The sequence below is a fragment of the Sorangium sp. So ce381 genome (assembly GCF_051473845.1).
Lineage (GTDB): Bacteria > Myxococcota_A > Polyangia > Polyangiales > Polyangiaceae > Sorangium > Sorangium atrum.
Genome location: NZ_CP150336.1, coordinates 12,803,457 through 12,830,410 on the forward strand (window position 1 = coordinate 12,803,457; position 26,954 = coordinate 12,830,410).

A 26,954-nucleotide genomic window follows, 5' to 3' on the forward strand; every position below is an offset into this window, starting at 1 on the left:
ATCGTGGCTCGCGCAGCGCTCTTTGACACGTCCACGCACACCCGCTCGCACATCGATTCCGCGCGCTCCGTGTGGAGCGAGGCGGGCCCGGTCTATGAGCCCGTCCCTCCGCTGCGCGCGGACGCGGCGGCCGACGTGGCCATCATCGGAGGAGGGTTCACCGGGATCTCCACCGCATATCATCTAATCCGCCGATTTCCGAGCCTCCGCATCATGATCCTCGAGGCGCGTCACCTCGCGAACGGCGCGAGCGGGCGCAACGGGGGAATGATGCTGAACTGGATTAACGGGGTGAGCTCTCGCGATCCGGAGCTCACGCGCCGCGTGTACGAGACGACGCGCGCGGGGATCGACGGCATCGTCGGGATGATCCAGGAGCACGACCTCCCGGTGCGCCACCGCCGCGACGGATGCATGGAGGTGCTCACCGACGCGCGCCGGGCCGAGGCGGCGCACGCTCGGGTGGAGCAGCTGGCCAGCTGGGGCATTTCGCTACAGTACCTGGACAGCGCGGCGCTCTCGAAGCGGCTCGGGGTCCGGGGCGCGGCCGGGGCCGTGCTGGACGCGACCGAGGGGCAGCTCAACGGGGTCGACCTGCTGCGCGGCCTGCGCCCGCTGCTGCTCGCGTGGGGGGTCGCCGTCCACGAGGACACGCCGGTGCTCGGGATCCGGGAGGGGCGCACGATCGAGCTGACCACGCCGGGGGGCGTCGTCCGGGCCGCGGCCATCGTGCTCGCCACCAACGGCTACACGCCGCGCCTCGGCTACTTCGAGAGCGGCGTCTTCCCGCTGCACTCGCACGTGATCGCGACCGAGCCGCTCGACGCCGAGGCGCGCGCCGCGCTCGGCTGGGGGCAGGTCGCCGGCTTCAGCGACGACCGCGACCGGATCGCGTACGCCAGCATGACGCCCGCCGGTGAGCTGGTGTTCGGCGGGGGCAGCAACGCGGCGTACGCCTACCTCTACGGGAACAAGACCTCCTACCCGGGCACCCCCGACTCGGCCGGGCCGGCGTTCGAGGCCATCCGGCGCCGGCTCACCGGCTATTTCCCTGCGGCCGAGCGGCTGCGGATCGCGCACCGCTGGACGGGCACCCTCGGCATCACGATGAGCCGGCTCTGCAGCATGGGGGTGCGCGGCGAGCACCGGAACGTGTACTACGCCCTCGGCTACAGCGGCCACGGCGTGGTGCTCGCCAACCTCGCGGGCCGCGTGCTCTGCGACATCTACGCGGGCGACGACGCGCGCTGGCGGGATCTGCCGTTCTACATGGCCCCCCTCCGGGGCGTCCCGCCCGAGCCGCTCCGCTGGCTCGGCTATCACGCGTACACCAAGCTGACGGGGCGCTCGCCGCGCAAGGCGGGCTAGAGCGGCTAGCGCGGAGGCCCGCCGAGCGGGCTTGCGTGGCCGGAGCGCGGAGCGCTATTCGAAGCGAGGCCATGTTCTGCGCGCGCTGCCACCGGGAGTACGACGCGGGCCATCGGTTCTGCCCCTACGACGGAGCGGAGCTCGCCGAGGGCCGGCGCGTCGACCTGTTCCGGTGCAAGCCGACCCGGCTGCGCGGGACCCGCCTCGGGGAGCGCTACGAGGTGCGCGGCTACCTCGGCAAAGGGGCGATGGCGCGCGTCTACCTCGCGGTCGAGATCGAGACGGGCCAGCCGGTCGCGATCAAGGTCCTCGAGGAGTTCGCCGCCCGGGCGGAGCGGACGCGCGAGCGGTTCGTGCGCGAGGCGCAGAGCGCCGCGATGATCGGGCACCCGAACCTCGTCCGGGTGCTCGACGCCGGCACGCGCTCGGAAGACGGCGCCCCCTACCTCGTGATGGAGTACCTCTTCGGCGAGTCGCTCGGCGACTGGCTCCGGCGCGAGCGCCGCATGGACGCGGACCTCGCCATCCCGGTGCTCTCCCAGGCCGCGTCCGGGCTCGCCGCCGCGCACCGCGCCGGGATCATCCACCGCGACGTGAAGCCGGACAACATCTACCTCGTGGGCCCGCAGGGCGACCCGTACGCGGTCAAGGTGCTCGATTTCGGCCTCGCGAAGATCCAGGCCGCCGATCTCATCACGGCGACAGGCACCGCGGTGGGCACCCTCGAGTACATGGCGCCCGAGCAGGTCGTGAGCGACCTGCCCGACGCCCGCACCGACGTCTACGGGCTCGGCGTCGTCATGTTCCGGGCCTTCACCGGGGAGCTCCCGTTCCCGCGCTCGGAGCAGTCGGAGCTCCTCGCCCGGCAGCTCGTGACCCCGCCGCCCCGCCCCTCGGAGAAGCGCCGGAGCCTCGACCCGCTGCTCGAGTCCGTGATCCTGAAGGCGATCCGGAAGCGCCCGGACAACCGCTATCCCTCGATGGAAGCGTTCCTCGAGGATCTCGAGCGCCTGGCCGGCGACCGCGACGGGCCGCTCTCGGCCGACGAGCCGCTACGGGAGCCCAGCGACGTCTATGTCCCGCAGGGATCGTTTGCCAGGAACGCGGCGATCTACTTCTATAGGCGGCTCGGCATGGAAGCCCCACGCTTCGACTGAACCGACACCACCTTCCGCGGGCGCTTCCCGCCACCCAGGAGATCCGTATTGCCATGGCCTACTCTGCTGCATTCCGATGCCTGACCGGTTGCGCCGGGAGCTACCCGCTGACGCAGCCCCTCTACCGTTGCCCCACCTGCGGCGGCCTCCTCGACGTAGCCCACGACATCGACGCGCTCCGCGACCGGAGCCCCGCGACGTGGATGAAGCTCTTCGACGAGCGCTACAAGCGCACGGTGTGGCCCTACGGCTCCGGGGTCTGGGGCAAGCGGGAGTGGGTCGCTCCGCAGGTGCCGGACGAGGCCATCGTGTCGATGGACGAGGGGGGCTCGAACCTGTTCTGGGCAGACCGCTACGGCCGCACGCTCGGGCTCGATGACGTCTGGGTGAAGCTCTGCGGCAACAGCCACACGGGGTCGTTCAAGGACCTCGGCATGACGGTGCTCGTGTCGGTGGTGAACAAGGCGATCCGCGAGGGGCTCGAGGTGCGCGCGATCGCGTGCGCGTCGACCGGGGACACCTCGGCGTCGCTCGCGGCGTACGGCGCGGCGGCCGGTCTGCCCGTTGTCGTGCTGCTGCCGCGGGGCAAGGTGTCGACGGCGCAGCTCGTCCAGCCGATCGCGTCGGGGGCGCTGGTCCTCTCGCTGGACACCGACTTCGACGGCTGCATGGCCATCGTGCAGCGCCTCTCGGCCGACGGCGTCGTCTACCTGGCGAACTCGATGAACGCCCTGCGGCTCGAGGGCCAGAAGACCGTGGCCATCGAGATCGTGCAGCAGTTCGACTGGACGCTGCCCGACTGGGTCATCCTCCCGAGCGGCAACCTCGGCAACGCCTACGCGCTCTACGCGGGCTTCAAGATGCTGAAGGACCTCGGCCTGACGACGCGGTTCCCGCGCCTCTGCGTGGCGCAGGCGGCGCGGGCCAACCCGCTCTTCAAGGCGTGGTCCGAGGGGCGGAGCGAGGTCGTGCCGATGAAGGCCGGGGAGACGCTGGCGAGCGCGATCCAGATCGGCAACCCGGTGAGCGCGCCGAGGGCGATGCTGGCCCTCAAGGCGATGGACGGCGTCGCGGAAGAGGTGACCGAGGACGAGCTCTGCGACGCGGCGGCCCGCGCCGATCGCACCGGGATGTACACCTGCCCGCACACGGCGGTCGCCCTCGCGGCGCTCGAGAAGCTCGTGAAGAAGGGCCTCGTGGAGAAGCGCCAGCGGGTCGTCGTGGTCTCGACAGCGAACGGCCTCAAGTTCACGGAGTTCAAGGTGAAATACCACGAGCGCGCGCTCGCGGACGTGACGAGCCGGCTCGCCAACCCGCCGGTCGAGCTGCCGCCCGACTACGACCGCGTCCTCGCCGCCCTCGACAGGCACGCCGCGCAGACCGGCAAGCGCTGAGCCGGACGCCGCGCGACGCCGCCGCTACCGGCGCGCCCTCGCGCGGCGCCGCCGGCGCCGTCCGCGCGCGCCCGCGGAGGTCATCGCGTAGGCGATGCCGTTCTGCAGGGTGTTGTGCGTGACGATGCCGCTCATGTCGACGCCGATCTCGACGAGCGTCCTGGCCACGTCGGGGCTCAGGCCCGTGATGATCACCTCCGAGCCGAGCAGGCGCACCGCCGTCGCGGCGCCAAGGAGCGCGTCGGCGCACGGGCCGTCGATCCGCGGCACCCCGGTGATGTCGAGGATCGCGACGTGCGCGCGGCGGGCGGCGACGCCGCGGACCAGCGTCTCCTGCACGCGGCGCGTCCGCTGCGGGTCGAGGGCGCCGACGAGCGGCATCACGACGATGTCGTCGCTGATCGGGATGAGCGGGGTCGACAGCGCCGCGAGGATCTCGTTCTGCGCCCGGAGGGCCTCCTCCCGGGCGCGCCGCGCCTCGGTCTCCGCCTCGGCGCGCTTTCGCTCCGTGATGTCCCGGACGATGACGACCGCCTCCGCCCGATCGCTGCCGGCGATCCGGACTTCGTAGTGGCGCGCGCCGCCCGCCAGCTGCTCCTGGTACTCGAAGACGTGCGTCGCCTCGTCCGCGAGCGCTCGCGCCACGAGGCCGGTGATCTGCTCGGCGACGTGGGCGGGGAACACGTTGCCGACGTGCCTGTGCAGGAGATCCCCGGCGCGGAGCGACGGCCTCGGGTCGCGGGAGGCCTTGAAGTCCAGGCAGATGCCGTCGCTGTCGATCCGGAGGATCGTGTCGGGGATGGCGTAGAGGAGCGCGCGGTTGTTCGCCTCGCTCCGGCGCAGGGCCGCCTCGACGCGCTTGCTGCCGATGAAGTGGCCGGCCTTGGCGGCGATCGCGAGCAGGACGTCGAGCAGCCCCGGATCGGGCGCGCGCGGCTCGGCGTCCATGAGCTCCAGCACGGCCGCGACCTGCGCGTCGGCGCGGACCGCGATGGGGAGCTCGACCGCGAAGCGGAGGCCGGCGCGCCGCGCCGCCCGCGCGCGCGGGTCGTCCGCCTCGGCGTCGAGGTCGCTGAACCAGGTCGGCTCCCCCTGGGCGAGCGCGCGGCCGGGCAGCCCGGCGTCGCGGGCGAAGCGCGCGCCCCGGGTCGCCGCCTCGAGCGCGATCGCGTCGTCGGGCGCGGCGCTCCAGGTGTGCTCGCAGCGCAGCCCTTTGCTCTCGTCGTCGCCGAGCCACAGGGCGGCGAACCGGAAGCCGAGCGTCTCCCCGAGCGCGCCGAGGAGCGCCGGGACGCCCTCCGCGAGCGTCGTCGACTCGACGAGGATCCTGGTCACGGTGTACTGCGTCGACACCTTGTAGTTGGCCTCGGCGAGGGCGCGGCGCTGGTTCCACTTCTCGGTGAGCGCGAAGGCCATCTGGCGGACCTCGCTCGGGCCGAACGGCTTGGCGAGGATGAGGAGGTTGTCGGTCTGCCCGAACCGGGCGGCGATCTCCTCCCACGAGTCATCCGAGTCCGCCGCGCAGAGGACGGCCTGGATGGCGCCGTCTTCCTTCCAGATGCGCGAGAGCGTCTCGAGGCCGTCCCACCCCGGCATGCGCGCGTCCACGAACACGAGCGCGTACGGCGCGCCGCTCTGCTGCGCCTCGCGGACCTTCGCCAGCCCCTCCTCCCCGCGGGTCGCGGACGTGAGCTCGAACCTCACCGGCCGCCGGGCGGGCGGCTCGCGGAGCCGCGCCGGCTGGGGGCTCGCGAGGGCCGAGCCCTCCGCGTCGGATCGGAGGATCCTGCGGAAATCCTCGTGGATGGCCTCGTCGTCGTCGATCAGCAAAACGCGCCGGTTCTGCTGCCAGCTGGGATCCCCCATCACCGAGTCCTTGGAGCGTGAGTCCGGGTCCTGGAGCGGGGCGCGCCTTCGTGCGCTACGGGCTCGTCCGCGTCGTTCGGCTCGCTGCGGCGTGCTTCGTACGCCTCACTCGCCGGCCCAGCGGCCGAGCCCGTGTCCCACGAATTTTGCACCTCGCTCTATTCAACGGGAGGCGTGCCCTCGCCGTCTACAGGCGGAGGAGACGGCGGCCGTGTAGGCGACTCGTCCTCGGTGGAGGGAGGGGGCGGTGGCGGGGGCATCATGGAGGGCTCGTGCTCCTCGCCGTCCCTCGGGGCGGCCTCGGAGGCGCCGAGGGGCATGTTGATGCCGCCGGGCTTCCTCGTGGTCGTGGCCGGGCTCGCGCCAGGCGTGCGGCCCCGAGCGGCGGGCGACTCGGCCGCGTGCGGGTCGAACCGGGGCTTCTTCAGCGGGCCGTGGACGTGCCAGCCGTAGAAGCCGTCGGCTCGCTTGGACCGCTTCATCTTGGGCTGCTGCATCTCGATCAGCCCGGGCACGCTCGACCCCGGCGCGCCGAGCAGCGATTTCGTGAGATCGCTCTTCGATCGGTAGGCGTCGGTGAACTTGAAGCGCACGTAGAGATCCGCCGTGGAGTTGTTCCACGGCTCGCGCATGTTGACCTTGCCGTCGCCGTCGAGCTCGAGGTCCTGGCCGTTCGCGCTCATCTTCGTGACCTTGAGGACGCCGTCCTTCGCCTCCGCCGACAGGAGCAGCTCCCCGAGCTTGGCCTCCGGGAGCGCGATGAGCCCCTGGATCTTCGTCTTGCCGTCGCCGACCGAGACCTCCTTGGCGGAGACCTCGAGCGCGCCGTTCGCCTTGTTGAATTTGCCTTCTGGCGCGCTGAGGTCGAGGTTCGCGCTCAGCGTGCCGGCGATCGGCAGGCCAAGGATCTCGCCGAGCGGACCCACCTTGGCGAGCTCCACGTTCGCGACCTCGACGTGGACGTCGCCGCCCGATCGGCCCATCGGGACCACGCCCTCGATCTCGCCGCCGAACACGCTGGCCCAGAACGAGACCCGCATCCGCCCGATCAGGAGGGGCAGGATCTTCAGCCGCGCGTGCGCCTCGTCGATCTCGATGACGCTCGGCTTCGGCGCGCTGTCCTTGGCGGCGTCGCCCGAGGCGAAGGCCGCGGCGCCGCTCGGCCTGCTGCCCGAGCCGAGCTCGCCCGGCGGCAGGATGAGCCGCACGCCCTTCATCTCGACCCCCGTGAACCAGTACGAGTCGAGCTCGTCGATCTCGAGGCGCTGCGCCTGGCTCGGGCCCCGCTTCTGCTGCGTGCGATCGAACTCGGCGATCAGCCGGTCCTTGAGCCGGTCGTAGGGGAAGGTGAGGTAGCCGAAGAGGCCCAGACAGAAGAGGTAAAAGAGCGGATAAGCCGCCCACCTCGCGATCTTGATGAGCCGCGCTCTCATGGCTCTTGCTCCTCTTCGGCGGCGGGGGGCGCCGACGGCGCGGGGGTCGCCGGCGGGGGCTCGCCCTTCCGGTCGAACGCCGAGATGCCGAGCTCGACCTCGTAGGAGTCCGGCTCTCCGGCGCGCGGCTTGAGGTTCAGCTTCGTCACCGCGACCGGGTGGCCCGAGCCCTCGATGTGCTCGAGCATCTTCGCGAGCCCGAGCATCCCGATCCTGTGCATCTTCACCACCGTGATCCGCTCGGTGTACTTCTTGCCGTGCGGGACGTCCGGGCGATCCTGCGACTCGGCGGCGGTGAGCTGCTGCTGCTTCGCCGCGTCCTCGATGAAGCCGGCGAGCGCGGGCGCCGGCCGCGAATAGCGCGCGAGCAGCGCGTCCTTCAGCGCCTTGCGCTCGCTGACCTTCCCCGAGGCCTCGTAGATCGACTGGAGCAGATCGCGGATCTCCTGGTTCTGGGCGCGCTTGCTGGACGCGACGCTCGCGAGCCCGATCGGCACGAGCAAGAGGACGAGCACCCCCAGGAATCCGAGGAGGATGGTGAGGAGCCGGCGCTCGCGCGGCTCCAGCTTGTCGAGTCGCTCGCGGAGCGTCATCGCGATCCCTCCGGCTTCTCCGGCGCGCCGGCCGAGGCGCTCTCCGCCGCGTCGGCGGCGCCGGTCTTCTTCTTCTTCGCCTTGTCCTCGCACTTGAGATCCAGCTCGAGGACGTACTTGTGCTTGCCCTCCGTGAACTGGCTCGTGCGGCCGATCTTCACGTCGCGGAAGCAGCGGTGCTCCTTCATGTGATCCGCGATGATCTGCGCGTCCGACACCGACGGGACGACGCCCTGGAGGGTCACGTGGCCGCGGTTCACGTCGAGCTCGAGCACGTCGTGCGTGATCTCCTTCGGCACGGCCTTCGAGAGCTGCACCATGACGTCGAAGGCGTCGACGCGGGGCATCGGATCCTCGTCGGCCGCGCCGGGGCCCTGCTCGAGCAGCTCGCGGGCCTTCTGCGGGTCGCTCGTCTCCTCGCCGAGCACGTCGTGGGAGGCGGTCGCGAGCGAGGCGGAGAGCAGCTCCCGCTCCGCGTCGAGGGTGCGCAGCTCCGCGACGATGGAGAAGCCGAAGCTCAGCGCGATGACGGTGCCGAGGCCGGCGAGGATCGGGATCTTCTCGCGCAGGAACGGGTAGCTGCGCTCGGCCTCGAGCGCGCCCTTCCGGAGGTTGAACCCCTTGGTCTTCGGCGTCAGCCCGAGCGCGAGCCCGAGCGCCTTGGCGAAGCGGGGCAGCGCCGCGGCCTGCTCGGGCGTGAGCCCCTCGATGCGAGGGGTCGGGAGCGGCAGGATCGTGAGGCCGAGCTGCGTCGACAGGAACATCTCCGCGCCCTGCGCCGTGGCGCCGCCGCCGACCAGGTACATCCCCGCGAGCGGCTCGCCGCCGAGGTTGCGCCACGCCGCGAGCGTCTGGCGGAGCTCGCGCGCGAGCGCCGGCGCGGTGCCGGGGAGGCCGGCCGTCCCGCGCGACAGCGTCCGGGCGAAGACCGGCTCGCCGCCGGAGACGATCACGATCTCGGACGTGAGGTAGTCGAGGTCGAGCAGGGCGATCGGCGCGCTCGCGCCGGCCGGCGTCGGCGCGGCGAGCTCCGGCATCACCGCCTCGAGGTTGGCGAGCGCCACCGCGCCCAGCGCGACCCGCTCCGGCTCGAAGCCGAGCGCCTCCTTCACGACGGCGATGCGCTCGCGCACGTCGTCCGTGCGCGCGACGGCGGCGAAGACCGGCAGCGTCTCCACGCCGGGCGATCGCTTCAGCAGGCGGTGGTCGAAGACGGCGTCTTCCATCTCGAACGGCACCGTGGCCTCGAGCTCGAAGCCGAGGACGTTCTCGACCTCCTTCTGCGCGGCCGCGGGCAGGTCGAGGCGGCGGTAGAACGATTTCTCTCCGGAGAGCGCGATCGCCGCGGCGTCGGGGCGATGGAGCCCCACGGCTGCGCGGATGGCCTCGGCCTCGGAGACGCCGTCCGTGACGGCCGCCTCGCCGAGGGCCTCGACGAAGACCCTCCTGTACGTGGTGCGGATGAGCGCCGCCCGCACCACGGATTTCCCAGCATCTATCCCGAGCAGCCTGTGCATTTGCGCGCTTCTTCCCGGAGGGGTGTCCTATTCGATGCGATAGTAGATGATCGTCCCGGCAGGGTTCGATCGTACCTGCTGTTCGTACGTTTCCGGCGTTGGAGCGGCGCCACCGCTGCCACCGCTTCCGCCATTGCCACCGTTGCCGCTACTGCCGCTGCTGCCGCTGCTGCCGCTGCTGCCGCTACTGCCGCTCTGGCTGAGCGGCGTCGCCCCCGTGAGATCGACCACCGCATGGACGCGCACCCGCGTCTCACGCTTGTTCCCAGGGACGATGCCATCGGCGTAGATGCTCAGGAAGTTGGTCCTGTTGCCGAGGGACTTCGTGACGTTCGGCTTGAACTTCACCGCTTCCACGCCCATCGCCTTGAACTGCTGCCCGAGCATCCCCCCGAGCGAGCTGCCCGCCTTCTGGGTCATCGCATCGACATAATCTTTCGGTGTGGGGAAGAGCAGCCCCCCGGTCATGCTCTGCACGAGCGACGCCACGGTGAGGAACGCCGTCTGCTGGTTCACGTCGGTGCAGAGCGTCGTCGTCGCGATATCCACGAAATCGGGGGTGCACGTGAGCCTGAGCAGCGTCAGCGCGTTCGCCGACGAGACGTTCACCTTCTGCTTTCGGCTGCCCCAGACGGTCAGGACCCTCTTGTCCGGGTTGCTCGGATCCGGGTCGACGAACGTCGCCCAGAAGTCGTCGTTCATGCCCCGGACCAGCCGCAGCTCGTCGATCGAGTCGAACGGGGCGTTCTTGCGCTGATAGGCGAGGCCGACCGTCTGGTAGAAGCTGTCCTCTGCGCCGGTGGAGCTCGGGGCGTTCGACGTCGCGTCGCAGGCGAACGTCTGGTCGCCGGGGTCGGCCCAGTCGATGAGCGCGCTGCAGATGGTCGCGCGGTCCGAGAACTGGCCGTCTCCGTCGCGCTCCTCGAAGAGCGCGTTGTACTGCGCGTCGCTCATCAGGCTGAGCAGCTGGTTCCCCACGGCGATCTGATCGGAGATGCCGCCCACGTCGTCGGCGGCGCGGTTGACGTTGATCTTCGAGTCCTCGTCGACGATCTTGAGCTCGAAGCGGCCGCCGCCGGTGAGCCCCAGGTTCTTGCCCGCCGCGCTGCCCTCGCCCGCGGCCTCGGGGGGCGGCGCCGCGCTGCCCTCGCCCGCGGCCCCGGCGAGCTGCGCGTTGAAGGGGCCGAGGAACATGTCGGTGAACTTCCAGACCGGCACCTGGAACTTCCCCTTGATCCCGACGATCGCGAGCATCGGCCCGATCGCCGTGCTGACGCTCGGCTCGGAGGCGATGAGCATCCGCGACAGGTTCACGGCGCTCTTCGCGTAGTACTCGGCCCGCAGCGCGTCGCGATCGGCGAGCGCCGCGGAGAGCTCGGTCGAGGTCTCCTCCTGGAGCTCGGTCAGGAACACGGTGAGCACCGTGATCGCGCCGAGCACCATGACCAGCGCCACGCCGCGCCGGTCGCGCCGCCTCCGGAGGCGGCGGCGCGCGCGTGCGCGCCTGGAGCGCGGCCTCTCGGCGGCGCGCTCCTCGGCGTGGGGGCTCCTCGGGCGGCTCATGGCTCAGTTGGCCCCGAAGGCGATGGGGACCTGCATCGGGAGTGGCACCTTCGACTCGAACTTGATCGGCTGCCCGCCAGGCCCGCCGTTCAGGACCAGCGTCACCCACACCTGCGAGGGGAGCCGGTCGAGCTGCGCCGCCGGCTGCGTCGAGTCCCACGAGTCGACCCACTCCCCGGTGATCGGGTCGAGGTACTGGAGGTTGAAGCTCTCGATGTCCTCGGCGAGCACGTTGACGACTCCGCCCCTCGTCGGCTCGGTGTCGATGGTCCTCGCCTCTCGCCGCACGAGATCGAGCCTGTCGTGCTCCGGGTCGCGCGCGCCGAAATAGCCGATCTCGCACTGATCGGACTCGTGCGCGTTCCGGAGGAGCCTCCGGTGCGCGAACGCGGTGAAATCGACGCGGTCGGCGGGCGACGAGTCCTCGCCGGCGAACGCGGTGAGCCGCGCGACGATGTTCTTGTCGGCCGGCTGGTGCCTGGACAGGAAGGCCGTCTGGAGCTCGCGCGAGATGCGCGCGATCGCCGCGCGGCCCTGGTGGTAGCGGTCGCCCATCCGCGAGATGCCCGAGCGCGCGCGGCTCATGCCGTCGAACGCGCCGTAGATGAGCGTCCCGATGAGCGCCAGGATGCCCACCGAGACGAGGACCTCGAGGAGGGTCACCGCGCGCGAGCGGCCGCGGCGCCTGCGGAGAGAGCTCGTCCTTCGTGCCGTCACGGTCCTCCTCCTCCCTCGCCCGTGCCCGCGTCGGGCTGGCCCATCTGGGGGATCGTGACCCACTGCACGAGCTCGAACGAGTGCTCCCGAGACCCCTGCTGCCAGGTCAGCTTGACCGTCACCCGCCGCGCGCTCGCCTCGAAGATGGGCTGGAGCGTCGGCGCGAGCATGTCGACGAACGGCTGCAGGAGCCCCGAGATCCCGCCGGCCGACTCGCCGCCCCCCGCGCCGCCGCCGACCAGCGATTGCGCGAGATCGTCGAGGTTGCCGCTCGGGGCCGCGGTGCCGCTCGACTCGCCCGGCTTGCCGAGCGCCCCGAGCCCCTCGAGGTTGGTGTCGAGGTCCAGATCGCCGTACTTGGGCTCGGGCATCTCGGGCTTCTCGATGCGCCAGCTGCACTTGATGTTGGGCGACTCGTCGCCCTCGCAGCACGGCCCGCTGTCGGCCTCGTCGAGCGCCGGCAGGCCGTCCTTGGCGAGCCGCTCCTCGAGCTCGGTCATCTTGCAGCGCGCGAGCCCGTTCGCGAGGCTGAGGTTCCTCGCGTGCGCCGCGGCCGAGAAGGCGCCGGCCTGCGCGGAGAGGATCGCCGTCAGCCCGAGGCCGAGGATGGCCACCGCCACCATCACTTCCAGCAGGGTGAAGCCGCGGGCGCGCATCAAAACCCCGTGTCCTCGCGCTCGGACGCCTCGGCGTCGTCGCGCGGCCTGGGCATGCTCGCCTTGCCCTTCCTGAGCTCCGTCTTGCCGGTCAGCGGCGAGACGAGCACCGTCATCACCGCGTCCTCGGTCTCCCCGCCGCCCAGGCTGAGCTGGATCGCGGCGTGCTCGGTCTGGCCTCCGGGCCAGAAGTAGAGATACGCCCGCCCCTCCGTCACGGGCTCGTCCTGGTGCCCGGTCTCCACCTGGAGGAAGCGCACGCCGCTCGACAGCTCCTTGCCGGGCCTGTCCTTCTCGGGGTTGAAGCCGTACGCCTTCGCCGGCTCGAACGACGGCCGCGGCGCGCGCGGCCCCTTCAGGATGGCCTCGGCCTCCGCCGTGGCCGCCTTCTCGGCCTCCGTCGCCGCGGCGGCGCCGCCGGCCCGGTCGTTCCGCTCGACGAGGAGCTCGCCGGTGGACTCCTCGAGCACGATCATCCGCTCCTCGAAATCGAACACCAGCCGCACCGGCTTCGACTTCGCGTTCGCGTGGGCGTACGCGACCCGGACGGCGCCCGCGAGCAGCGCCGCGCTGCGCTTCAGCCGCGCGCTCGTGACCGCGCCCATGCCGAGCATGACCGAGCCGCTGATGAGCGCGATCACCGTGACGGTGATCAGCACCTCGACCAGCGTGAGTCCCCTCGTCCGGCGGCGTGTCATGGGCGCTCCTGCTCCCGGCGCGGCGCTACATCTCCGCGATCTTGTTGAGATCCGATTGCTTCATGTCATCCCGGATGTCGTCCGGGGTGTTCTCTTTCTTGTCGTCGCCGGACGAGACGACATGGATATCGTTGTTCTCGTCACACTTGATCTTGTACGGCTGGCCCCAGGGATCGTCGATCTTGTTGCCGTCGATCTGCTTCGCGCTGACCAGCGCCTGGATCGTCGGGCACCCTTCGCCGCCCGCCCCGAGCTGCTGGTACTGCTCGGCGGCGGTCTTGATGACCGTCGCCCCGGTATAGGCGCTCTTGACGCGCGACTGCTTGAGCTTCGGCCACACCACGAGCGTGGCGCCGCCGGCGATGATCGCCATGATCGTCACGACGATGAGCACCTCGACCAGGGTCACGCCCCGCGAGAGCTTCCGGCCCAGCCGTCGAATCCTTCTTGCGCTGCTTGCTCTGTTCGTCTCCATCTCTCACTCCACCCTGTCAAGGCCCCCTATTTCGCCGTCCGGCCCGTCGCTCATGAGATCGTATCCGTCCGGATCCTTCCTTCCAGGGCAGGTGAGCCGGAGCGGCCTGCCCCACGCGTCGACCGGGTCGATCGCGAGGTATCCCTCGCGCTTCAGCTCTTCCAGGGAACCCGGGCACCGCCGCTCGTGATCGGCGCGGTACAGGGTGATCGCCCCGTGGACCACGGACAACGTCGCGCGGGTCGAGCGAATTCCCACGAGCCGCCGCTCGCGCGCGCCGAGGAGCAGCAGGAGGACCACCATCGCGAGGCCCGCGGCGAAGGGCCTCGCCCGCGCCATGCCGGTCCGCCGGAAGAGCCCGCCGCCGCGCTCCCAGGGGAAGAAGATCGTGCTCTCTCGCTGCCTGCGCCGCCCCATAGCCACCTACCCGACGAAGCTCGACATCTGGATGAGCGGCATGAGGATGGATATCGCGATGAACGCGACCGCGCCGCCCATGATGACGATCATGAGCGGCTCGAGCAGGCTCGTGAGCACCTGGACGCGGGTCTCCACGGCGGAGTCGTAGGCGTTGGCCACGTTCTCCAGCATCGCCTCCAGCTGCCCGCTCCTCTCGCCGATGGCGATCATGTGGGTGACGATCGGCGGGAACCGGCCGCTCCGCTTCAGCGGCTCGGCGATGCTCTGGCCCTCGCGGATCGACGCGATGGCGTCGACGATGACCTTCTCCAGCGCGGCGTTGCCGAGCACGCTCCGGACGATGTCCATCGCGCTGAGGAGCGCGACGCCCGACGACAGCAGGGTCGCGAGGGTCCGCGCGAAGCGCGCGATGGACAGCATCTGGATGAGCTTGCCGAAGATGGGCGCCCGCAGCACGAACGTGTCCCACGCGAGGCGGCCCTTCGGCGTCCGCACCCAGCGGCGGAACCCGTACACCGCGCCCACGATCGCGAGCAGGACGAGCCACCAGTAGCTCGAGGCGAACGCCGACGTGCCGATGAGCGCCGCCGTGTACCAGGGCAGCGCCTGGTCCATGGAGGCGAAGATGCCTGTCACGTTCGGCACGACCGCGACCATGAGGACCGAGATGAGCCCGATGCCGATGAGCGCCATCAGCGCGGGGTAGGCGAGGGCGGCGGTCACCTTGCCCACGAGCTTCGCCTGGTTCTCCATGAAGGTGGTCAGGCGGGTCAGCACGCCCTCGAGCGTGCCGGACGCCTCGCCGGCGCGCACCATGCTCACGTAGAGCGGCGGGAAGACCGAGGGGTGCGCCTCGAGCGCCTTGGCGAAGCTCGTGCCTTCGCGCACCTGCTCGCGCACCTGCGTGAGCACCTTCTTCAGCGACTCCTTCTCGACCTGCTCGATGAGCGCGTTGAGCGACTCGAAGAGCGGGATGCCGGCGCCGATGAGCGTCGCGAGCTGGCGGGTCATCACGGCGATGTCCGACGTCGAGGGGCGGCCCGCGAAGGCGAAGATCTTGATATCGCGCTTCGCCTTCGCCTTCGCGGCCTGCTCCTCGGTCGCGCCGGTGAGCATGATGCCGTCCTTGCGCAGGGCGACCCGGAGGGCCTTCGCGTTCTCCGCGTCGCGGACCCCTTTGACCGGCTTTCCGGTGCCGACGAGGATGCCTTTGTATTCGAATACCGCCACGGCCTTCCCTACTCGTCGACGATGACGTCTTCCTGCGTCGCCGCGAGGACCTCCTCGACGGTGGTGATGCCCTTGAGCACCTTGCGCGCCCCGTCGTCCCGGAGCGTATCCATCCCCTGGGAGATGGCGACCCGCTTGATGGTCTGCGCGTCCGCGCTCTTCAGGATGTGCGGACCCACGGCGTCGTCGATGACCATCTGCTCGTAGATGCCCCGCCGGCCGATGAACCCCTTCTGGTTGCAGGCGTCGCAGCCCCCGGGCTTGTAGAACACGGCCCGATCGATGTCCTGCCCGATGTAGTCGTATTTCTGTCCGTGCACGCTGTAGCGGGCCGAGACCTTCCGCCGCGCCTTCCAGGCGAGCCGGTCCTCGTCGAGGCCGAGCTGCTGCAGCTCGTAATCGGAGGGCCGGTAGGGGACCTTGCACGCCGGGCAGAGCAGGCGCACGAGGCGCTGGGCGAGGATGCCGATCACGCTGCTCCGCACGAGGAAGGGCTCGATCTCCATCTCGACGAGGCGGGTCACCGCGCTGGCCGCGTCGTTCGTGTGGAGGGTCGAGAGCACCAGGTGGCCGGTGAGCGACGCGTGGATGGCGATCTCTGCGGTCTCCTTGTCGCGGATCTCGCCGACCATGATCACGTCCGGATCCTGGCGGAGGAACGCGCGGAGCGCCGAGGCGAAGGTGAGCCCGATCCCGGGGTGGACGTGGATCTGGTGGATGCCGCCGATCTCGTACTCGACCGGGTCCTCGGCCGTGAGGATGTTCCGGCTGGGCTCGTTGATCCGGTTGAGGCAGGCGTAGAGCGTGGTCGTCTTGCCGCTGCCGGTCGGGCCGGTGACGAGGATGATGCCGTCCGGCCGCTGGATGAGCGCGTCCATGATGGCGAACTCGCGCGGCGCGAAGCCGAGGTCGTCGAGCCCGAGCAGGACCGACGCCTTGTGCAGGATGCGCATCACGATCCGCTCGAAGCCGCGGCTCGTCGGCACGGTCGAGACGCGGATGTCGACGCTCTTGCCCGCGATCTTCAGCGTGATGCGGCCGTCCTGCGGGAGCCGCTTCTCGGCGATGTTGAGCGCCGCCATGATCTTCACGCGGGCGATGATCGGCGCCATGAACTGCTTCGAGGCGCGCTTCGCGACGTAGAGCTCGCCGTCGATCCGGTAGCGGACGACGACGTCGCGCTCCTCGGGCTCGATGTGGATGTCGCTCGCCCGCTCGCGGACCGCCTGCGCGAAGAGGCCGTTGACCCAGGCGATGATCGGGGCGTCGTCGTCGGAGTCGATGATGTCGACGAGGTTGTCCTCCTCGAGCGCCGTGTCGCCCTCGAGCTTCGCGCCGCCGTCCTCCTTGCGCTCCCAGATGCGGTTGATCGCGTTCAGCACGACGTCGCTCGTGGCGACCGCGATCTCGACGGGCTTGCCGAACAGCGCCCGCACGTCGTCGATCGCCGTCGTGTCGAGGGGGTCGGCGACGGCGCAGTAGACGACCCCGTCGTGCTCGGCGAGCGGCAGGATCTTGTGCTGCTTGGCGTACGTGATCGGCACCCGGCTCGCGAGATCGAGCGGCACCGCGTCGATGTCGATGCGCGGGAGGAGGCCGACCTCGCACTCCTCCGCGAGCGCCTTGGCGATGCTCGCCTCGTCGGCGATGTTGGACGAGACGATGAGGTCCGCGAGCGGCTGACCGCGCTCGCGGACGGTGTCGTAGAGCGGCACCAGCCGCTCCGCGGGGACGACGCCCCGCCGGATGAGGATCTCGCCGAGGTACTGCTGCTGCTGCAGGCTCATTCCACGCGCTCCATCTGCCGTCCGCCCGGCGGCCGCCGCGTGGGCCGCTGCGGCGGGGCGCCGTTCGGCGGCGGCGGCAGCTGGGCCGGCTCGCCCTCCATGTCGACCATGCCGGGCTGCATATTCACCGCGCCGGTGGCCTTGCCGCCGAACGTCGGCAGGCCGACCGGATCCACCGGCACGTGCTCGCGCGGCCCCTTCGGGCGCGCCTCCTCCTCGAGGCGCGCTCGCTCTTCCTCGGCCAGCATCGACTGGCGGATGTCCTCGAGGAGCCCGTTCGCGCGGCCGAAGTCGCGCGGCGGCTCCCACGCGGCGCTCTCGCTGAAGACGAAGTAACGGTCGATGAACTCCTGCCGCTCCTGCATCTTGCGCTCGAAGATGGTCCGGAGGTCGTCCTGGTCGCGGATCACGTAGGGCGTCAGCACGAGGAGGAGGTTCGTCTTCGTCTTCGTCTTGACCCGCTGCCGGAAGAGGAACCCGAGCACCGGGATGTCGCCCAGCACGGGGATCTTCGTCTCCGAGGTGGTCATGCCGTCGCGCATGAGGCCGCCGATCACGACGGTCTGCTGATCCCGGACGACGAGCGTTGTGCTCGCGGTGCGCTTGTTGATGGGGATCGCGCCGAGCGCGCCCTCGAGGGGGGCGCCCGCGTCGGAGATCTCCTCGGAGAGCTCCAGCCGCACCTGATCCGAGTCGTTGACGTGGGGGACGACCTTGATCTTCGTGCCGACGTCCTGGCGCGCGGCGGCGCCGCCGCCGAGGCCGCCGAGGCCGCCGAGCAGGCCGCCGAGCGCGCCGAGCCCGCCCGCCGCGCCCGCGCCGCCCGCCAGGCTCGCGAGCTGGTTGAGCCCGCCGCCGCCCACGTTGGTCTGCAGCGGGATGTTCTGGCCGATCGAGATCTCGGCCGCCACGTTGTCGGTCGCGAGGATGTGCGGCGTCGCGAGGACGTTGGAGTCGCCGTCCTGGGCCAGCGCGTGGAGGACGACGCCGAACGCGGGGATCGAGATGCCCGTCCCGAGGATGTTGTTCGAGCCGGTGATCGCGGGTCCCTTGACGCCCAGCGCGAGCGCGCCGAGCTGCGCCGGCAGGCCGATGACGGACTGGCGGATGTTGTTGCCGCCGTAGACGACGCTGTCGTCGGGGTTGAGGCCGTCGAACGGCGCGCCGGCGTGGTAGCCGATGCCGAAATCGAGCGAGCGGCTGACGTTCACGTCCATGATCACGGCCTCGATGAACACCTGCCGCCGGGGCTCGTCGAGCTGGTCGATCACGGTGCGCAGCTGGGCGTAGTCGTGGGGTGACGACGTGATGAGGAGCTTGTTGCTCGCCTCGTCGCAGGTGACCTTGACCTGCCCCTCGAAGATGTCGTCGGTCGAGCCCGGCACCGCCGGGGCGGCGCGCGCGCCCGGCCTGCCGCCGACGGCCGCTCCGCCCCCGCCCGCTCCGCCGCCGAGGATCTGGTTCAGCGTCGCCGACAGCTCCTTGCAGCCGGCGTGCTGGAGCGAGAGCACGTGGACCTGCCCCTCGCCCGTCTGCGGCACGTCGAGGCGCTTCAGGATGCCGAGGACGCGCAGGTAGTCCGGCTCGGTCGCGGTGATGACGAGCGAGTTGGTCCTGTCGTCCGCGATGATGCGGGCGCCGGTGCCGCCGGCGCCGCCCCTGCCGGGCCTGCCGCCGCCCGCCGCGGCCCTGCTCGGGTCGACGATCTCGTTCAGCTTGGTCGCGACCTCCGCCGCGGAGCCGTAATGAACGGGCTGCACCCAGAGCTGATCGCCGGCGCCGCCGACGTCGATCTCCTCGACGATCCGCAGCATGCGCTGGATGTTCGACCCGGTGTCCGTGATGATGAGCAGGTTGCCGGGCGGGTAGACGGTGACGTCGCCGTCCTTCGATTTGAACTTGCTCAGGACGCCGCCCGCCTCGTTGGCGTCGATATGCGACAGCCGGTACATGCGGGTGACGAACCGGTCCTCCGCGGGCACGGGCGTGGCGGTCCCGAACACGGGCGTCGTCTCGGATACCGCGCCTGGCGTCTCCACGATCTTGAGGAAGCGGCCGTGGGGGATGACGGTGAGATCGTTCGAGGCGAGGATCGACAGGAACGCGCTGTACGCCTCGGCGACGGTCACCTTCTCCGGCGCGTACACCGTGGCCTTGATCTGCCGGAGCTTGCCGCCGTAGATGAAGCGGCGCCCGGTGATGTTGCTGATGGCCTTCACGAGCTCGGGGAGGTCGGCCTCGTCGAGGTTGAAGCTGACCTTGTAGCCGCCGGGCTTCGGCTTGAACTCGATCTCCTGGACCCCTTGCTTGACCGCGGCGAGCGGGTCGTCGCCGGCGTCGCCCGGAGCGCCTGGCGCGGCTGCGCCCGGCGCGCCTGCGGGGGGCGCGCCTGCGGCCGGCGCGCCCGGCGCAGGCGTGGGGCGGGCGGGCGCCGGCGGGACCTGGCCGGGGGTCCGCAGCACGGGGGCGCCGCGGTTCGCGGGCTGCGCTGCGGCGGGCGGCGCCGCGGCGGCGAGCACGAGCGCCGCCACCGGCGCGGCGAGGAGCCTCCTCCGGAGGCAGCAGGATCGCTCGAGGGTCGTCATCACCATCAGTCGACTCGATATTCTCTGCGTTGGTTGGTAGGGGGAGGCGGCGCCGCTCAGTCAGCGTTCGGCGCGCTCTCGCGCGCGGCCGGCGAGGGGGGCCGCGGCCGCTTCGAGCGGGAGGTCTTGCCCAGGGCGGTCTTGGTCGCGCCGGCGGCGGCCTCGCTGTCGGCCTCCTCCGTCGTGTCCGCCGCGGACTCCTTGTCGTGGGACGCCTCGTGGGGCGGCAGGACGGCCTTGGCGACCGACACGAGGACGAGGCTCATGACCCCGACGAACGTGAGGGAGCCGAGGACGAACGTGCCGATCGCCATCAGCGTCCGTCGGAGCAGGCTCCCCTCGTTCAGCGTCCCTATCCATCGCGCCATGCCGCTACCCTGCTTTCGTCCCTGGATTCAGTCCGGAGCGCTCACTTGATGTTGAAGTCGATGTTCATCGGCTTGCCCTTGCGGTTGATGCTCACCGTGAGCCGGTCCGCCGTCCGGAGCCGCGCGTAGGCCTCGAGGGCCTTCTGCGGATCGCTCATCTCAAACCCGTTGATGCTGGACAGCCGATCTCCGTTCTCCAGCCCGAGCGTCCCCAGCAGAGAGTCCGGGCGAATCCCGAAGAGACGGATGCCCACCACCTTGTCTCCCTCCTTCTCGGGGACGATGCGCGCGGAGCGCATCAGCTCGCCCTGGTTCTCCAGGATGTGGTCGACGGCGCTGCGCTCCACGTTGAACTCCGTCTCGCTCACGCGCTGGATCTTCGAGGCGATCTCCGGCGGGATCTTCTTGCCGGCGCGGGCGGCGGGCTTCGCCGCGGCGCCCGTCGGCGCGGCCGTGGGTGTCGGCGCCGGCGCGGCGCTGGCGCGGGCGACGGCGCGGCTGCCAACGATGGCCTGGCACCGCGAGCTGCCGGACGTCAGCCAGACCCGATCCCACCCCACGTAGTAAACGGTCTGCCCGCTGATCTCATCCCCCTGCCGCCGCAAGATCGCCTTGCCGTCCGAGCCGGTCATGGCCGCGAACGACCACGCGGGATCGTCGGCCTGCGTGATGAGGAGGACGCGGGCGCCGTCGCAGGACGGGTCCGCGTACGGGTCCTTGTTGGGCAGCTCGTGCTGGACGGTCGGGAGCTCGACGGGCTTGCCGTCGAGCGGCCCCGTCACCGAGTCGAACGGGTTGCGCGAGAGGATCGCCGCGGCGCTCGTCGTGTGGTCCGTGCTGCTCGCGGTCGGCCCGAACGACGCCGGGCGCGTCGGATGGCTGGGCGGCGCCGGCGGGGCGTCGATCGCGACGCTGGAGACCACGAGCTGACCCATGCCCGACGCCTGGAAGTAGGCGGCGAGCGCGATCAGCACGCCCAGCACCCAGGGAAAATACCGCTTCAGGATCGCGTCGATGCCCATGCGCCCATCCTCCTCTAGGCGAGTTTCATGCCAGCGGTCAATCGCCGGTGGTTTCCCGCGTCTTCACGAAATTTCGAAAGCTGTCCCGCCAAGGTGACGAACCCCGGGCGTGTCGGACGGCCTCCTTTGCCAAAGTGACAAATGGATTTTCGCGGGGGCCGGCGCGCAGGCGCGCGCGGTGTCCGCGGGACGGCGCGCGCGGCGTCACTCCAGCTCGCCGAGCTTTCGGTAGATGGTGCGCGTCGAGATGCCGAGCAACTGCGCGGCCACGGATTTGTCCCCGCGGGCGTGGCGGAGCGTCTCGCGGATGAGCCTGCGCTCGACCTCGTCGAGGGGCGTGCCGACCGAGAAGGTGAGCGAGCTCGGCTCGGCGGGGGCGGCCTCGCGGATGAAGTCGGGCAGGTCGTCGACGGAGAGCTGGTCGCCGCGGCAGAGGACCACGGCGCGCTCGATCACGTTCTCTAGCTCGCGCACGTTGCCCGGCCACGTGTAGTCGGTCAGGCGCGCGAGCACGTCGCGCGGCGCCTCCAGGCGGGGGCGGTTGTTCTTCGTGCAGTAGATGCCGAGGAAGTGGTCGACGAGGAGCGGGATGTCCTCGCGGCGGGTCCGGAGCGGGGGCGCCGTGATCGCGATCACGTTGAGCCGGTAGAACAGGTCCTCGCGGAAGCGGCCCGCGGCGACCTCGGCGCGGAGGTCCTTGTTGGTGGCCGCGACCAGGCGCACGTCGGCGCGCACCGTGTCGCCGCCGACGGGCTCGTACTCGCCCTCCTGCAGCACGCGGAGGAGCTTCACCTGCACGGCGGGCGAGAGCTCGCCGATCTCGTCGAGGAACAGCGTGCCGCCGGCCGCCTTGGCGAAGCGGCCGTCGCGCTTCGCGAGGGCGCCGGTGAACGCGCCGCGCTCGTGGCCGAAGAGCTCGGCCTCGAGGATGGTCTCCGGGATGGCCGCGCAGTTGACCGCGACGAACGGCCCCCGCGAGCGCGCGCTGCGCTCGTGGATGAAGCGCGCGAGCAGCTCCTTGCCGGTGCCGCTCTCGCCGAGCACGAGCACCGTGGCGCTCGAGGGCGCCGCCTGGGTCGCGATGTCGAGCACGCGGCGGAGCGTCGGGCTCGATCCGACGATCTCGCGCTTCGTGAGCAGCTTGATCTCCTGCCGGAGCGAGCGGTTCTCGGCGACGAGCGACTGGCGCTCGGCGGCCTTGCGCACGCTCTTGATGATCGTCATCCGCTTGAGCGGCTTCTCCACGAAGTCGTAGGCGCCCTCGCGCATGGCCTGGACCGCGGTCTCGACGGTCCCGTAGGCGGTCATCATCACGACCTCGGTGTCGGGCGCGAGCTGCTTCAGCGCGCGGAGCAGCTCCAGGCCGCTGACCCCCGGCATCATCAGGTCGGTCAGGACGACCTCGACGCGGCGGCTGCGCACGATCTCCAGCGCCGCCTTCGCGCTGTCCGCCGTGATGACGCGCATGCCGTCGCGCTGGAAGATCTTCTCGATGGAGGCGACGTTCGACGGCTCGTCATCGACCACGAGGACCGTCGGCGCGCCGGGCGGCGGCGCGGCGGGGCCAGCCGGCGGCGCGCTCGGGGGGACTTGTGCCAGATCGTCAGCCATGCGCCACTGTGTCACAGGCGTTGGCGGCATGTCCAGGAGAGCACGGGTCTGACAAAGTCCGATCCGGCGCCTGACAAACTGACAGGCCGACCTGGGCCCCGCGCGCCGCCCGCGAAGATCGCGGGATCGGTCAGCGGATGAGCTTCGAGAGCTGCTTGAAGTCGTCCGTTCCGGCGATCTTGAGCCAGTCGAAGACGACGGTCTCCGCGGTGGTGATGGTGGCGCCTGCGGCGCGGCAGAGATCGAGGCCGGCGAGCCGGTGGTCGTCGCGGCGGGAGGCGACGCCGTCGAGCGGGACCTGGACGAGGACGCCGCGCGCGGCGAGGTCGCGCACGGTCTGGAACACGCAGACGTGCGCCTCCACGCCGACGACGATGGCGGCGCGGGGCGCGCGCCCGGTCGACGTGCGCAAGATGCGCTCGAACTCGGGGGAGCCGCAGGCGGAGAACTCCATCTTGGGGATGACGGGCGCGCCCGCCTGGGCGAGCCGCTCGGCGATGGGCGCGATGGTCGGGCCGAGGCCCGCGGGGTACTGCTCGGTGGCGATGACCGCCGCGCCGAGGCGCCGCGCCGCCTCGATCAGCACCGTGGCCGCGCGGGTGAGCGCGTCCATCTGGGGCGCCGGCATCGCGCCGGCGAGCTTCTCTTGCACGTCGATGACGATGACCGCGCTGTCTGCGGGCTCGATCCTTTGCATGGTGGCTACCTCGTGGCCCGGAAGCTCCTCAGGAACCGGAGCAGGTCGCTCCGCAGGTCGAAGCGGAGGAGCGCCTCGCCGATCAGCGCGCCGCCGTCGCCGACGAGGACGCCGGGCAGGACGGTCATCGACGTCATGAGATCGCCGGGGCGCACGGTCTTCCGGCCGGCGAACGCGCAGCGGCGGCCGTCGTTGGCGGTGAACTCGAAGGAGTAGGGCAGGGTCCCGGTGCGCGCGACGTCGAGGCCGAGCCGCCCGGAGAGGTAGCGGTGGTCGGCGAAGCCCTCGGCGTCGATCTCGCCCTCGATCTCGACCTCGGGCTTGCGCAGGAAGTCGAGGAGGCCGCGCGAGCGCGCGCGGATCGTGAACGACATGGGCCGCTCGTCGGAGGGCGAGTCGACCAGGTGGAAGCTCCCGGCCATGGTCTCGCAGAACTCGAAGCCGCGCATCACGCCTCCGCCCATCACGCTTCCGGGGGCGCGCCGCGCGGCGGCGCCGGCAGCGGCGGGGCGGCGGTCGCCTCCGTGTAGTCCTCGGGCGGGAGCACGAGCCGCTCGACGCGCCGGCCCGAGGCGAGGGCATCGACGATCTCCGGGACGTCGGCGGGGGTCACGCGGCCGTAGAAGTAGCCGTCCGGCTCCACGGCGATGACGGGGCCTGCCCAGCAGACGTCGAGGCAGCTCGCGGAGCAGGCGCGCGCCTCCACCTTCGCGAGGCCCCGCTCGGCGAGCGCGGCCTTGAGCTGCACGTGGATGCCCTCGGCGCCGCGCTGAGCGCAGGAGCCCTTGGGAACGCCGTCCGGGCGGCGGTTGACGCAGACGAAGAGGTAACGCTTTCGCTGGGGCACGAAGCGGATCCTCGTGCGTCGCGGGGGCCAGGTCAAGCTGGGGCGGGGGAGGCGCGGGGGGCGCGTCGAGCTTCGCCAGGGGGCGGGCCGGCGGCCGGACGGGCGCACGGATGCTGTGCGCGAGGCATTCCTGGGCCCGGTGGCGTACCGTCCTCGAAGGTTGTCGACGATCTTGGCGGTTCCGACTTCTTCGGAACCCCGTTTGCAAAGGTTATCGAGACTGCGTTTTGACAGACGAGTACTGTGTCACACCCTAGGGGGTTTCATGGCTACAGGTGATTGCAGACTCATTCCAATGGTAGCAAGCTACCTTGGTTTGAGCCCGGTTTCAGCGCAGTGGAGAGGAATCGATGCGGTCCTCCCGATCCTGGAGCGCATGCGCAGCGACGGGGCGATCGTCCTCATAAAGCTTGATGGTGGTAGAGGCCCGTCCGATGGCGGCCCGTATACTGTCCTCGCTTCCGGTGGGCCTCTCAAGGGCGATTTTGTTCGCGCGGATGTGTCATCGATCGAGCATGGTATCGCAAAGGTGATAGTGGAGTATGCGAGAAGGTGTTGGGGGTTCGTTGAACCCTCGTAATCTGCTCGGGGGTTGAACGCCGGCAGGCTCCTCGCCTCAGGCCCCGGCTTCCGCGGCGCTGCGCGCGCGGTGCCGGCGCAGCGCCAGGTTCACGATCCCGATCGGCGCTACGACGAGCGCCGTCGCGAACCCGAGGACGCCGACCACGAGCCCCGCGAGGCTCGCGAGCGCGAGCCAGAGCACGTCGAGCGCCGCCGGGCCGGAGCCGGACGAAGAGCGCTCATCGACGCGCATCTCCCTGCGCAGCTCGCCGACCTCGCGATCGAGCAGCTCCTCGAACGGGCGGCCGTACAGGCTCTCGCTGCGGCGGCCGCGGAAGAAAGCGCGGACCGTCCGGCGCGGGGCCGACAGCAGCCCCGCGAAGAGGCCGCCCAGGTTGAGCTGCCAGGCCGCCACGAAGCCCTTGCAGCCGGCGCCGAGCTCCCAGGCCGCGATCTCGAACTCGCCGATCGCGTTCGTGTCGTAGCCCGTCAGCACGTGGTGCAGGTCGTGGTAACGCACGGCGCGCACGCGCGCCCGCGTGTTCGGGAACGGAACGGGGAGCGGACCGAGCTTGAAGTCGACCCACGCGTCGCCGTACCCGCCGTCCGCGCCGAAGCGGTTCACCTCGAAGTAGAGCGCCCGCGCCTCCCGCATCGTGAGGCCTTCGTCGTAATGCACCAGAGCCATGGCACCACCCTCGCTCGATGACTTCAGTCACTGACCATGGTCACTATTCGCGCTCGTTCTGTCAAGGAGATCGCCGCTTGACGGGGAGGCATCCGCGACAACAGAGTTCTCCGTCGATGAGCAAGGTCATTCCAGGCGCGACGAAACGCCGGAAGCGAGCCGCGGCGCCGCGAGCTCCGGTCGCCGCGGCGCCGGTCGCGTCCGCGCCGAGCGCGCCGGCCCCCGAGCGCGGCGGGCGCGCCCAGCAGAAGCTCGACACCCGGCGGCGGATCCGGGACGCCGCGTGGGCGCTCTTCACCGAGCTCGGGTACGACGACACGACGACCAAGGCGGTGGCGGAGCGCGCGGAGGTCGCGACGGGGACGGTGTTCGTGCACGCGCGCGACAAGGCCGACCTGCTCATGATGGTGATGCACGACCGGCTCGCGGCCGCGGTCGACGCGGCCTTCGAGGCGCTGCCGCGCAAAGAGCCCCTGCTCCCTCAGCTGCTCCACGTGTTCCAGCGGCTGTTCGCGATGTACGGCGAACAGCCGCTCGTGTCGCAGGCGTTCGTGAAGGCGTTCCCCGGCGCGTCGGGTCCGAACGGAGAGCGGCTGAACGCGCTCACGTTCGCGTTCCTGCACCGCATCGCGGGCCTCGTGCGCGACGCGCAGGCGCGCGGCGACGTCGCGGGCGACATCGACCCGCTCGCCGCGGCGCACAACATCTTCGCCCTCTACTTCGCGGCGCTCCTGTCCTGGCTCAGCGGCTTCGTGACGCTCGCGGCGGCGCTGGATCCCGTGCTGAAGAGCTCCCTCACCCTCCAGTTCCGAGGGCTCCGGGCGTGAGCCGCCGCCGGCGCTCCGACGTCGGCGCGCGTCAGCGCGCGCCCTGCCGGGGATCGCCGGCGCGGAGCGCGGCGAGCACCTCGGCGTGGGTGCGCGGGTCGCCGGCGGCCACCACGTCACCGGCGCTCGCGGCGTCGAGCGGGCGCCCTTCCCAGTCCGTCATGACCCCTCCGGCGCCGGTGATCACCGGGACGAGCGCCGCGAAATCGTGGAGCTTGAGGCCGTACTCGACGACCACGTCGATGCTGCCGCTCGCCACGAGGCCATACTGGTAACAATCGCCGCCGTAGCTCACGAGCTTGGCCCGGGACGCGACCTCCCCGAAGGCGCGCGCCTTCGCCGGCGGGAAGTACTGCGGGCCCGTGGTGGAGAGGCGCGCGAGCGGCAGCCCCGCGCACGCGCGGACGCGCGCCGGCGCGCCGTTCCAGAGCGTCGGACGGCCCAGGACGCCGAGCCAGCGATCCCCGAGGACGGGCTGATCGATGACGCCGAGCACCGGCCGGCCCCGGTGCAGCAGCGCGATGAGCGTGCCGAAGAGCGGCTTGCCCGTGATGAATGCCTTCGTCCCGTCGATGGGATCGAGCACCCACACGAGCTCCGCCCCCTCGTTCTGGCGGCCGAGCTCCTCTCCCACGATCCCGTGTCCCGGCGCGCGCGCGGCGAGCAGCTCGCGTATCGCCGCCTCGGCCTCGCGGTCGGCGATCGTGACAGGGCTCGCGTCCGCCTTGTCGTCGGCCTCGATGCCCTTGCGAAAGTAGCGCCGGATCACGGCGCCGCTGGCGTCCGCGAGCCGCTCTGCCAGCTCGACCAGGTCCTGGGAAGGGGTCATCGTCTCCTCCGTGGGCCCTCGAGGCGAGCCTCACCGCGCGATCCC

General features: G+C 71.0%; 25 protein-coding genes. 4 read left to right on the forward strand and 21 right to left on the reverse strand.

Features of this window, described 5'->3' with window-relative positions:
* Positions 1-3: 3 nt before the first annotated feature.
* The 3 genes from WMF29_RS48150 to thrC all read left to right on the forward strand — a co-directional run bounded on the left by WMF29_RS48150 (position 4) and on the right by thrC (position 3,919).
* Positions 4-1,368: an NAD(P)/FAD-dependent oxidoreductase gene (locus WMF29_RS48150; RefSeq protein WP_437326746.1), complete on the forward strand. Its 1,365-nt coding sequence runs from the start codon at positions 4-6 to the stop codon at positions 1,366-1,368.
* 71 nt (positions 1,369-1,439) lie between these two features.
* A complete protein-coding gene (locus WMF29_RS48155; protein ID WP_437326747.1) occupies positions 1,440-2,525 on the forward strand; it encodes a serine/threonine-protein kinase in 1,086 nt (361 codons plus the stop codon).
* A 53-nt stretch (positions 2,526-2,578) separates the two neighbouring features.
* Positions 2,579-3,919: a threonine synthase gene (gene thrC, locus WMF29_RS48160; protein WP_437326748.1), complete on the forward strand. Its 1,341-nt coding sequence runs from the start codon at positions 2,579-2,581 to the stop codon at positions 3,917-3,919.
* A gap of 24 nt (positions 3,920-3,943) precedes the next feature.
* Here thrC and WMF29_RS48165 read toward each other — a convergent pair whose 3' ends face one another.
* The 20 genes from WMF29_RS48165 to WMF29_RS48260 all read right to left on the reverse strand — a co-directional run bounded on the left by WMF29_RS48165 (position 3,944) and on the right by WMF29_RS48260 (position 25,253).
* Positions 3,944-5,785, reverse strand: a complete 1,842-nt coding sequence (locus WMF29_RS48165) for an STAS domain-containing protein (protein WP_437326749.1) — start codon at positions 5,783-5,785, stop codon at positions 3,944-3,946.
* A gap of 158 nt (positions 5,786-5,943) precedes the next feature.
* Positions 5,944-7,218, reverse strand: a complete 1,275-nt coding sequence (gene gspN, locus WMF29_RS48170) for a type II secretion system protein GspN (RefSeq protein WP_437326750.1) — start codon at positions 7,216-7,218, stop codon at positions 5,944-5,946.
* Positions 7,215-7,811 carry a hypothetical protein gene (locus WMF29_RS48175; protein ID WP_437326751.1) on the reverse strand — a complete coding sequence of 199 codons (597 nt, stop codon included), beginning with the start codon at positions 7,809-7,811 and terminating at the stop codon, positions 7,215-7,217. The genes gspN and WMF29_RS48175 overlap by 4 nt, the downstream gene beginning before the upstream one ends.
* Positions 7,808-9,328 (reverse strand): type IV pilus biogenesis protein PilM, encoded by a 1,521-nt coding sequence (pilM, locus tag WMF29_RS48180; RefSeq protein WP_437326752.1) that lies wholly within the window; start codon positions 9,326-9,328, stop codon positions 7,808-7,810. Before pilM ends, WMF29_RS48175 begins: the two co-directional genes overlap by 4 nt.
* Before the next feature lie 27 nt (positions 9,329-9,355).
* A complete protein-coding gene (locus WMF29_RS48185; protein WP_437326753.1) occupies positions 9,356-10,891 on the reverse strand; it encodes a general secretion pathway protein GspK in 1,536 nt (511 codons plus the stop codon).
* A gap of 3 nt (positions 10,892-10,894) precedes the next feature.
* Positions 10,895-11,608, reverse strand: a complete 714-nt coding sequence (locus WMF29_RS48190; RefSeq protein WP_437326754.1) for a type II secretion system protein GspJ — start codon at positions 11,606-11,608, stop codon at positions 10,895-10,897.
* Positions 11,605-12,264, reverse strand: coding sequence for a type IV pilus modification PilV family protein (locus tag WMF29_RS48195; RefSeq protein WP_272096919.1), 660 nt, complete (start codon positions 12,262-12,264; stop codon positions 11,605-11,607). The genes WMF29_RS48190 and WMF29_RS48195 overlap by 4 nt, the downstream gene beginning before the upstream one ends.
* Entirely contained in the window at positions 12,264-12,962 is a 699-nt protein-coding gene (locus tag WMF29_RS48200) for a pilus assembly FimT family protein (protein WP_272096920.1), read from the reverse strand. Before WMF29_RS48200 ends, WMF29_RS48195 begins: the two co-directional genes overlap by 1 nt.
* Positions 12,963-12,987: 25 nt before the next feature.
* The gene (locus WMF29_RS48205) at positions 12,988-13,437 is read right to left on the reverse strand and encodes a type II secretion system protein (protein WP_437326755.1); all 450 of its coding nucleotides are present in this window, start codon (positions 13,435-13,437) and stop codon (positions 12,988-12,990) included.
* Positions 13,438-13,440: 3 nt separating this feature from the next.
* A complete protein-coding gene (locus WMF29_RS48210; protein WP_437326756.1) occupies positions 13,441-13,854 on the reverse strand; it encodes a type II secretion system protein GspG in 414 nt (137 codons plus the stop codon).
* Between the two features lie 6 nt (positions 13,855-13,860).
* Positions 13,861-15,087, reverse strand: coding sequence for a type II secretion system inner membrane protein GspF (gspF, locus tag WMF29_RS48215; protein WP_437326757.1), 1,227 nt, complete (start codon positions 15,085-15,087; stop codon positions 13,861-13,863).
* A gap of 8 nt (positions 15,088-15,095) precedes the next feature.
* Positions 15,096-16,874 (reverse strand): type II secretion system ATPase GspE, encoded by a 1,779-nt coding sequence (gene gspE / locus WMF29_RS48220; RefSeq protein WP_272096925.1) that lies wholly within the window; start codon positions 16,872-16,874, stop codon positions 15,096-15,098.
* Positions 16,871-19,465, reverse strand: coding sequence for a type II secretion system secretin GspD (gene gspD / locus WMF29_RS48225; protein ID WP_437326758.1), 2,595 nt, complete (start codon positions 19,463-19,465; stop codon positions 16,871-16,873). The genes gspE and gspD overlap by 4 nt, the downstream gene beginning before the upstream one ends.
* 50 nt (positions 19,466-19,515) lie before the next feature.
* Complete coding sequence (locus WMF29_RS48230) at positions 19,516-19,827, reverse strand: hypothetical protein (protein ID WP_437326759.1); 312 nt, start codon at positions 19,825-19,827, stop codon at positions 19,516-19,518.
* 41 nt (positions 19,828-19,868) lie between these two features.
* The gene (gene gspC / locus WMF29_RS48235; protein ID WP_437326760.1) at positions 19,869-20,849 is read right to left on the reverse strand and encodes a type II secretion system protein GspC; all 981 of its coding nucleotides are present in this window, start codon (positions 20,847-20,849) and stop codon (positions 19,869-19,871) included.
* A 204-nt stretch (positions 20,850-21,053) separates the two neighbouring features.
* Positions 21,054-22,460, reverse strand: a complete 1,407-nt coding sequence (locus WMF29_RS48240; protein WP_272096928.1) for a sigma-54-dependent transcriptional regulator — start codon at positions 22,458-22,460, stop codon at positions 21,054-21,056.
* 130 nt (positions 22,461-22,590) lie between these two features.
* Positions 22,591-23,157, reverse strand: coding sequence for an isochorismatase family protein (locus tag WMF29_RS48245; RefSeq protein WP_437326761.1), 567 nt, complete (start codon positions 23,155-23,157; stop codon positions 22,591-22,593).
* 5 nt (positions 23,158-23,162) lie between these two features.
* Positions 23,163-23,606, reverse strand: a complete 444-nt coding sequence (locus WMF29_RS48250; protein ID WP_272096930.1) for a hypothetical protein — start codon at positions 23,604-23,606, stop codon at positions 23,163-23,165.
* Between the two features lie 14 nt (positions 23,607-23,620).
* A complete protein-coding gene (locus tag WMF29_RS48255; RefSeq protein ID WP_437326762.1) occupies positions 23,621-24,004 on the reverse strand; it encodes a (2Fe-2S) ferredoxin domain-containing protein in 384 nt (127 codons plus the stop codon).
* A 616-nt stretch (positions 24,005-24,620) separates the two neighbouring features.
* Positions 24,621-25,253 (reverse strand): hypothetical protein, encoded by a 633-nt coding sequence (locus WMF29_RS48260; RefSeq protein WP_437326763.1) that lies wholly within the window; start codon positions 25,251-25,253, stop codon positions 24,621-24,623.
* Positions 25,254-25,369: 116 nt separating this feature from the next.
* On the opposite strand from WMF29_RS48260, the gene WMF29_RS48265 reads away from it, so the two are divergent.
* Complete coding sequence (locus tag WMF29_RS48265) at positions 25,370-26,080, forward strand: TetR/AcrR family transcriptional regulator (protein ID WP_437326764.1); 711 nt, start codon at positions 25,370-25,372, stop codon at positions 26,078-26,080.
* Between the two features lie 31 nt (positions 26,081-26,111).
* Here the strand turns inward: WMF29_RS48265 and hisN are convergent, their stop codons facing one another.
* Complete coding sequence (gene hisN / locus WMF29_RS48270) at positions 26,112-26,909, reverse strand: histidinol-phosphatase (protein ID WP_437326765.1); 798 nt, start codon at positions 26,907-26,909, stop codon at positions 26,112-26,114.
* Between the last annotated feature and the right edge of the window lie 45 nt (positions 26,910-26,954).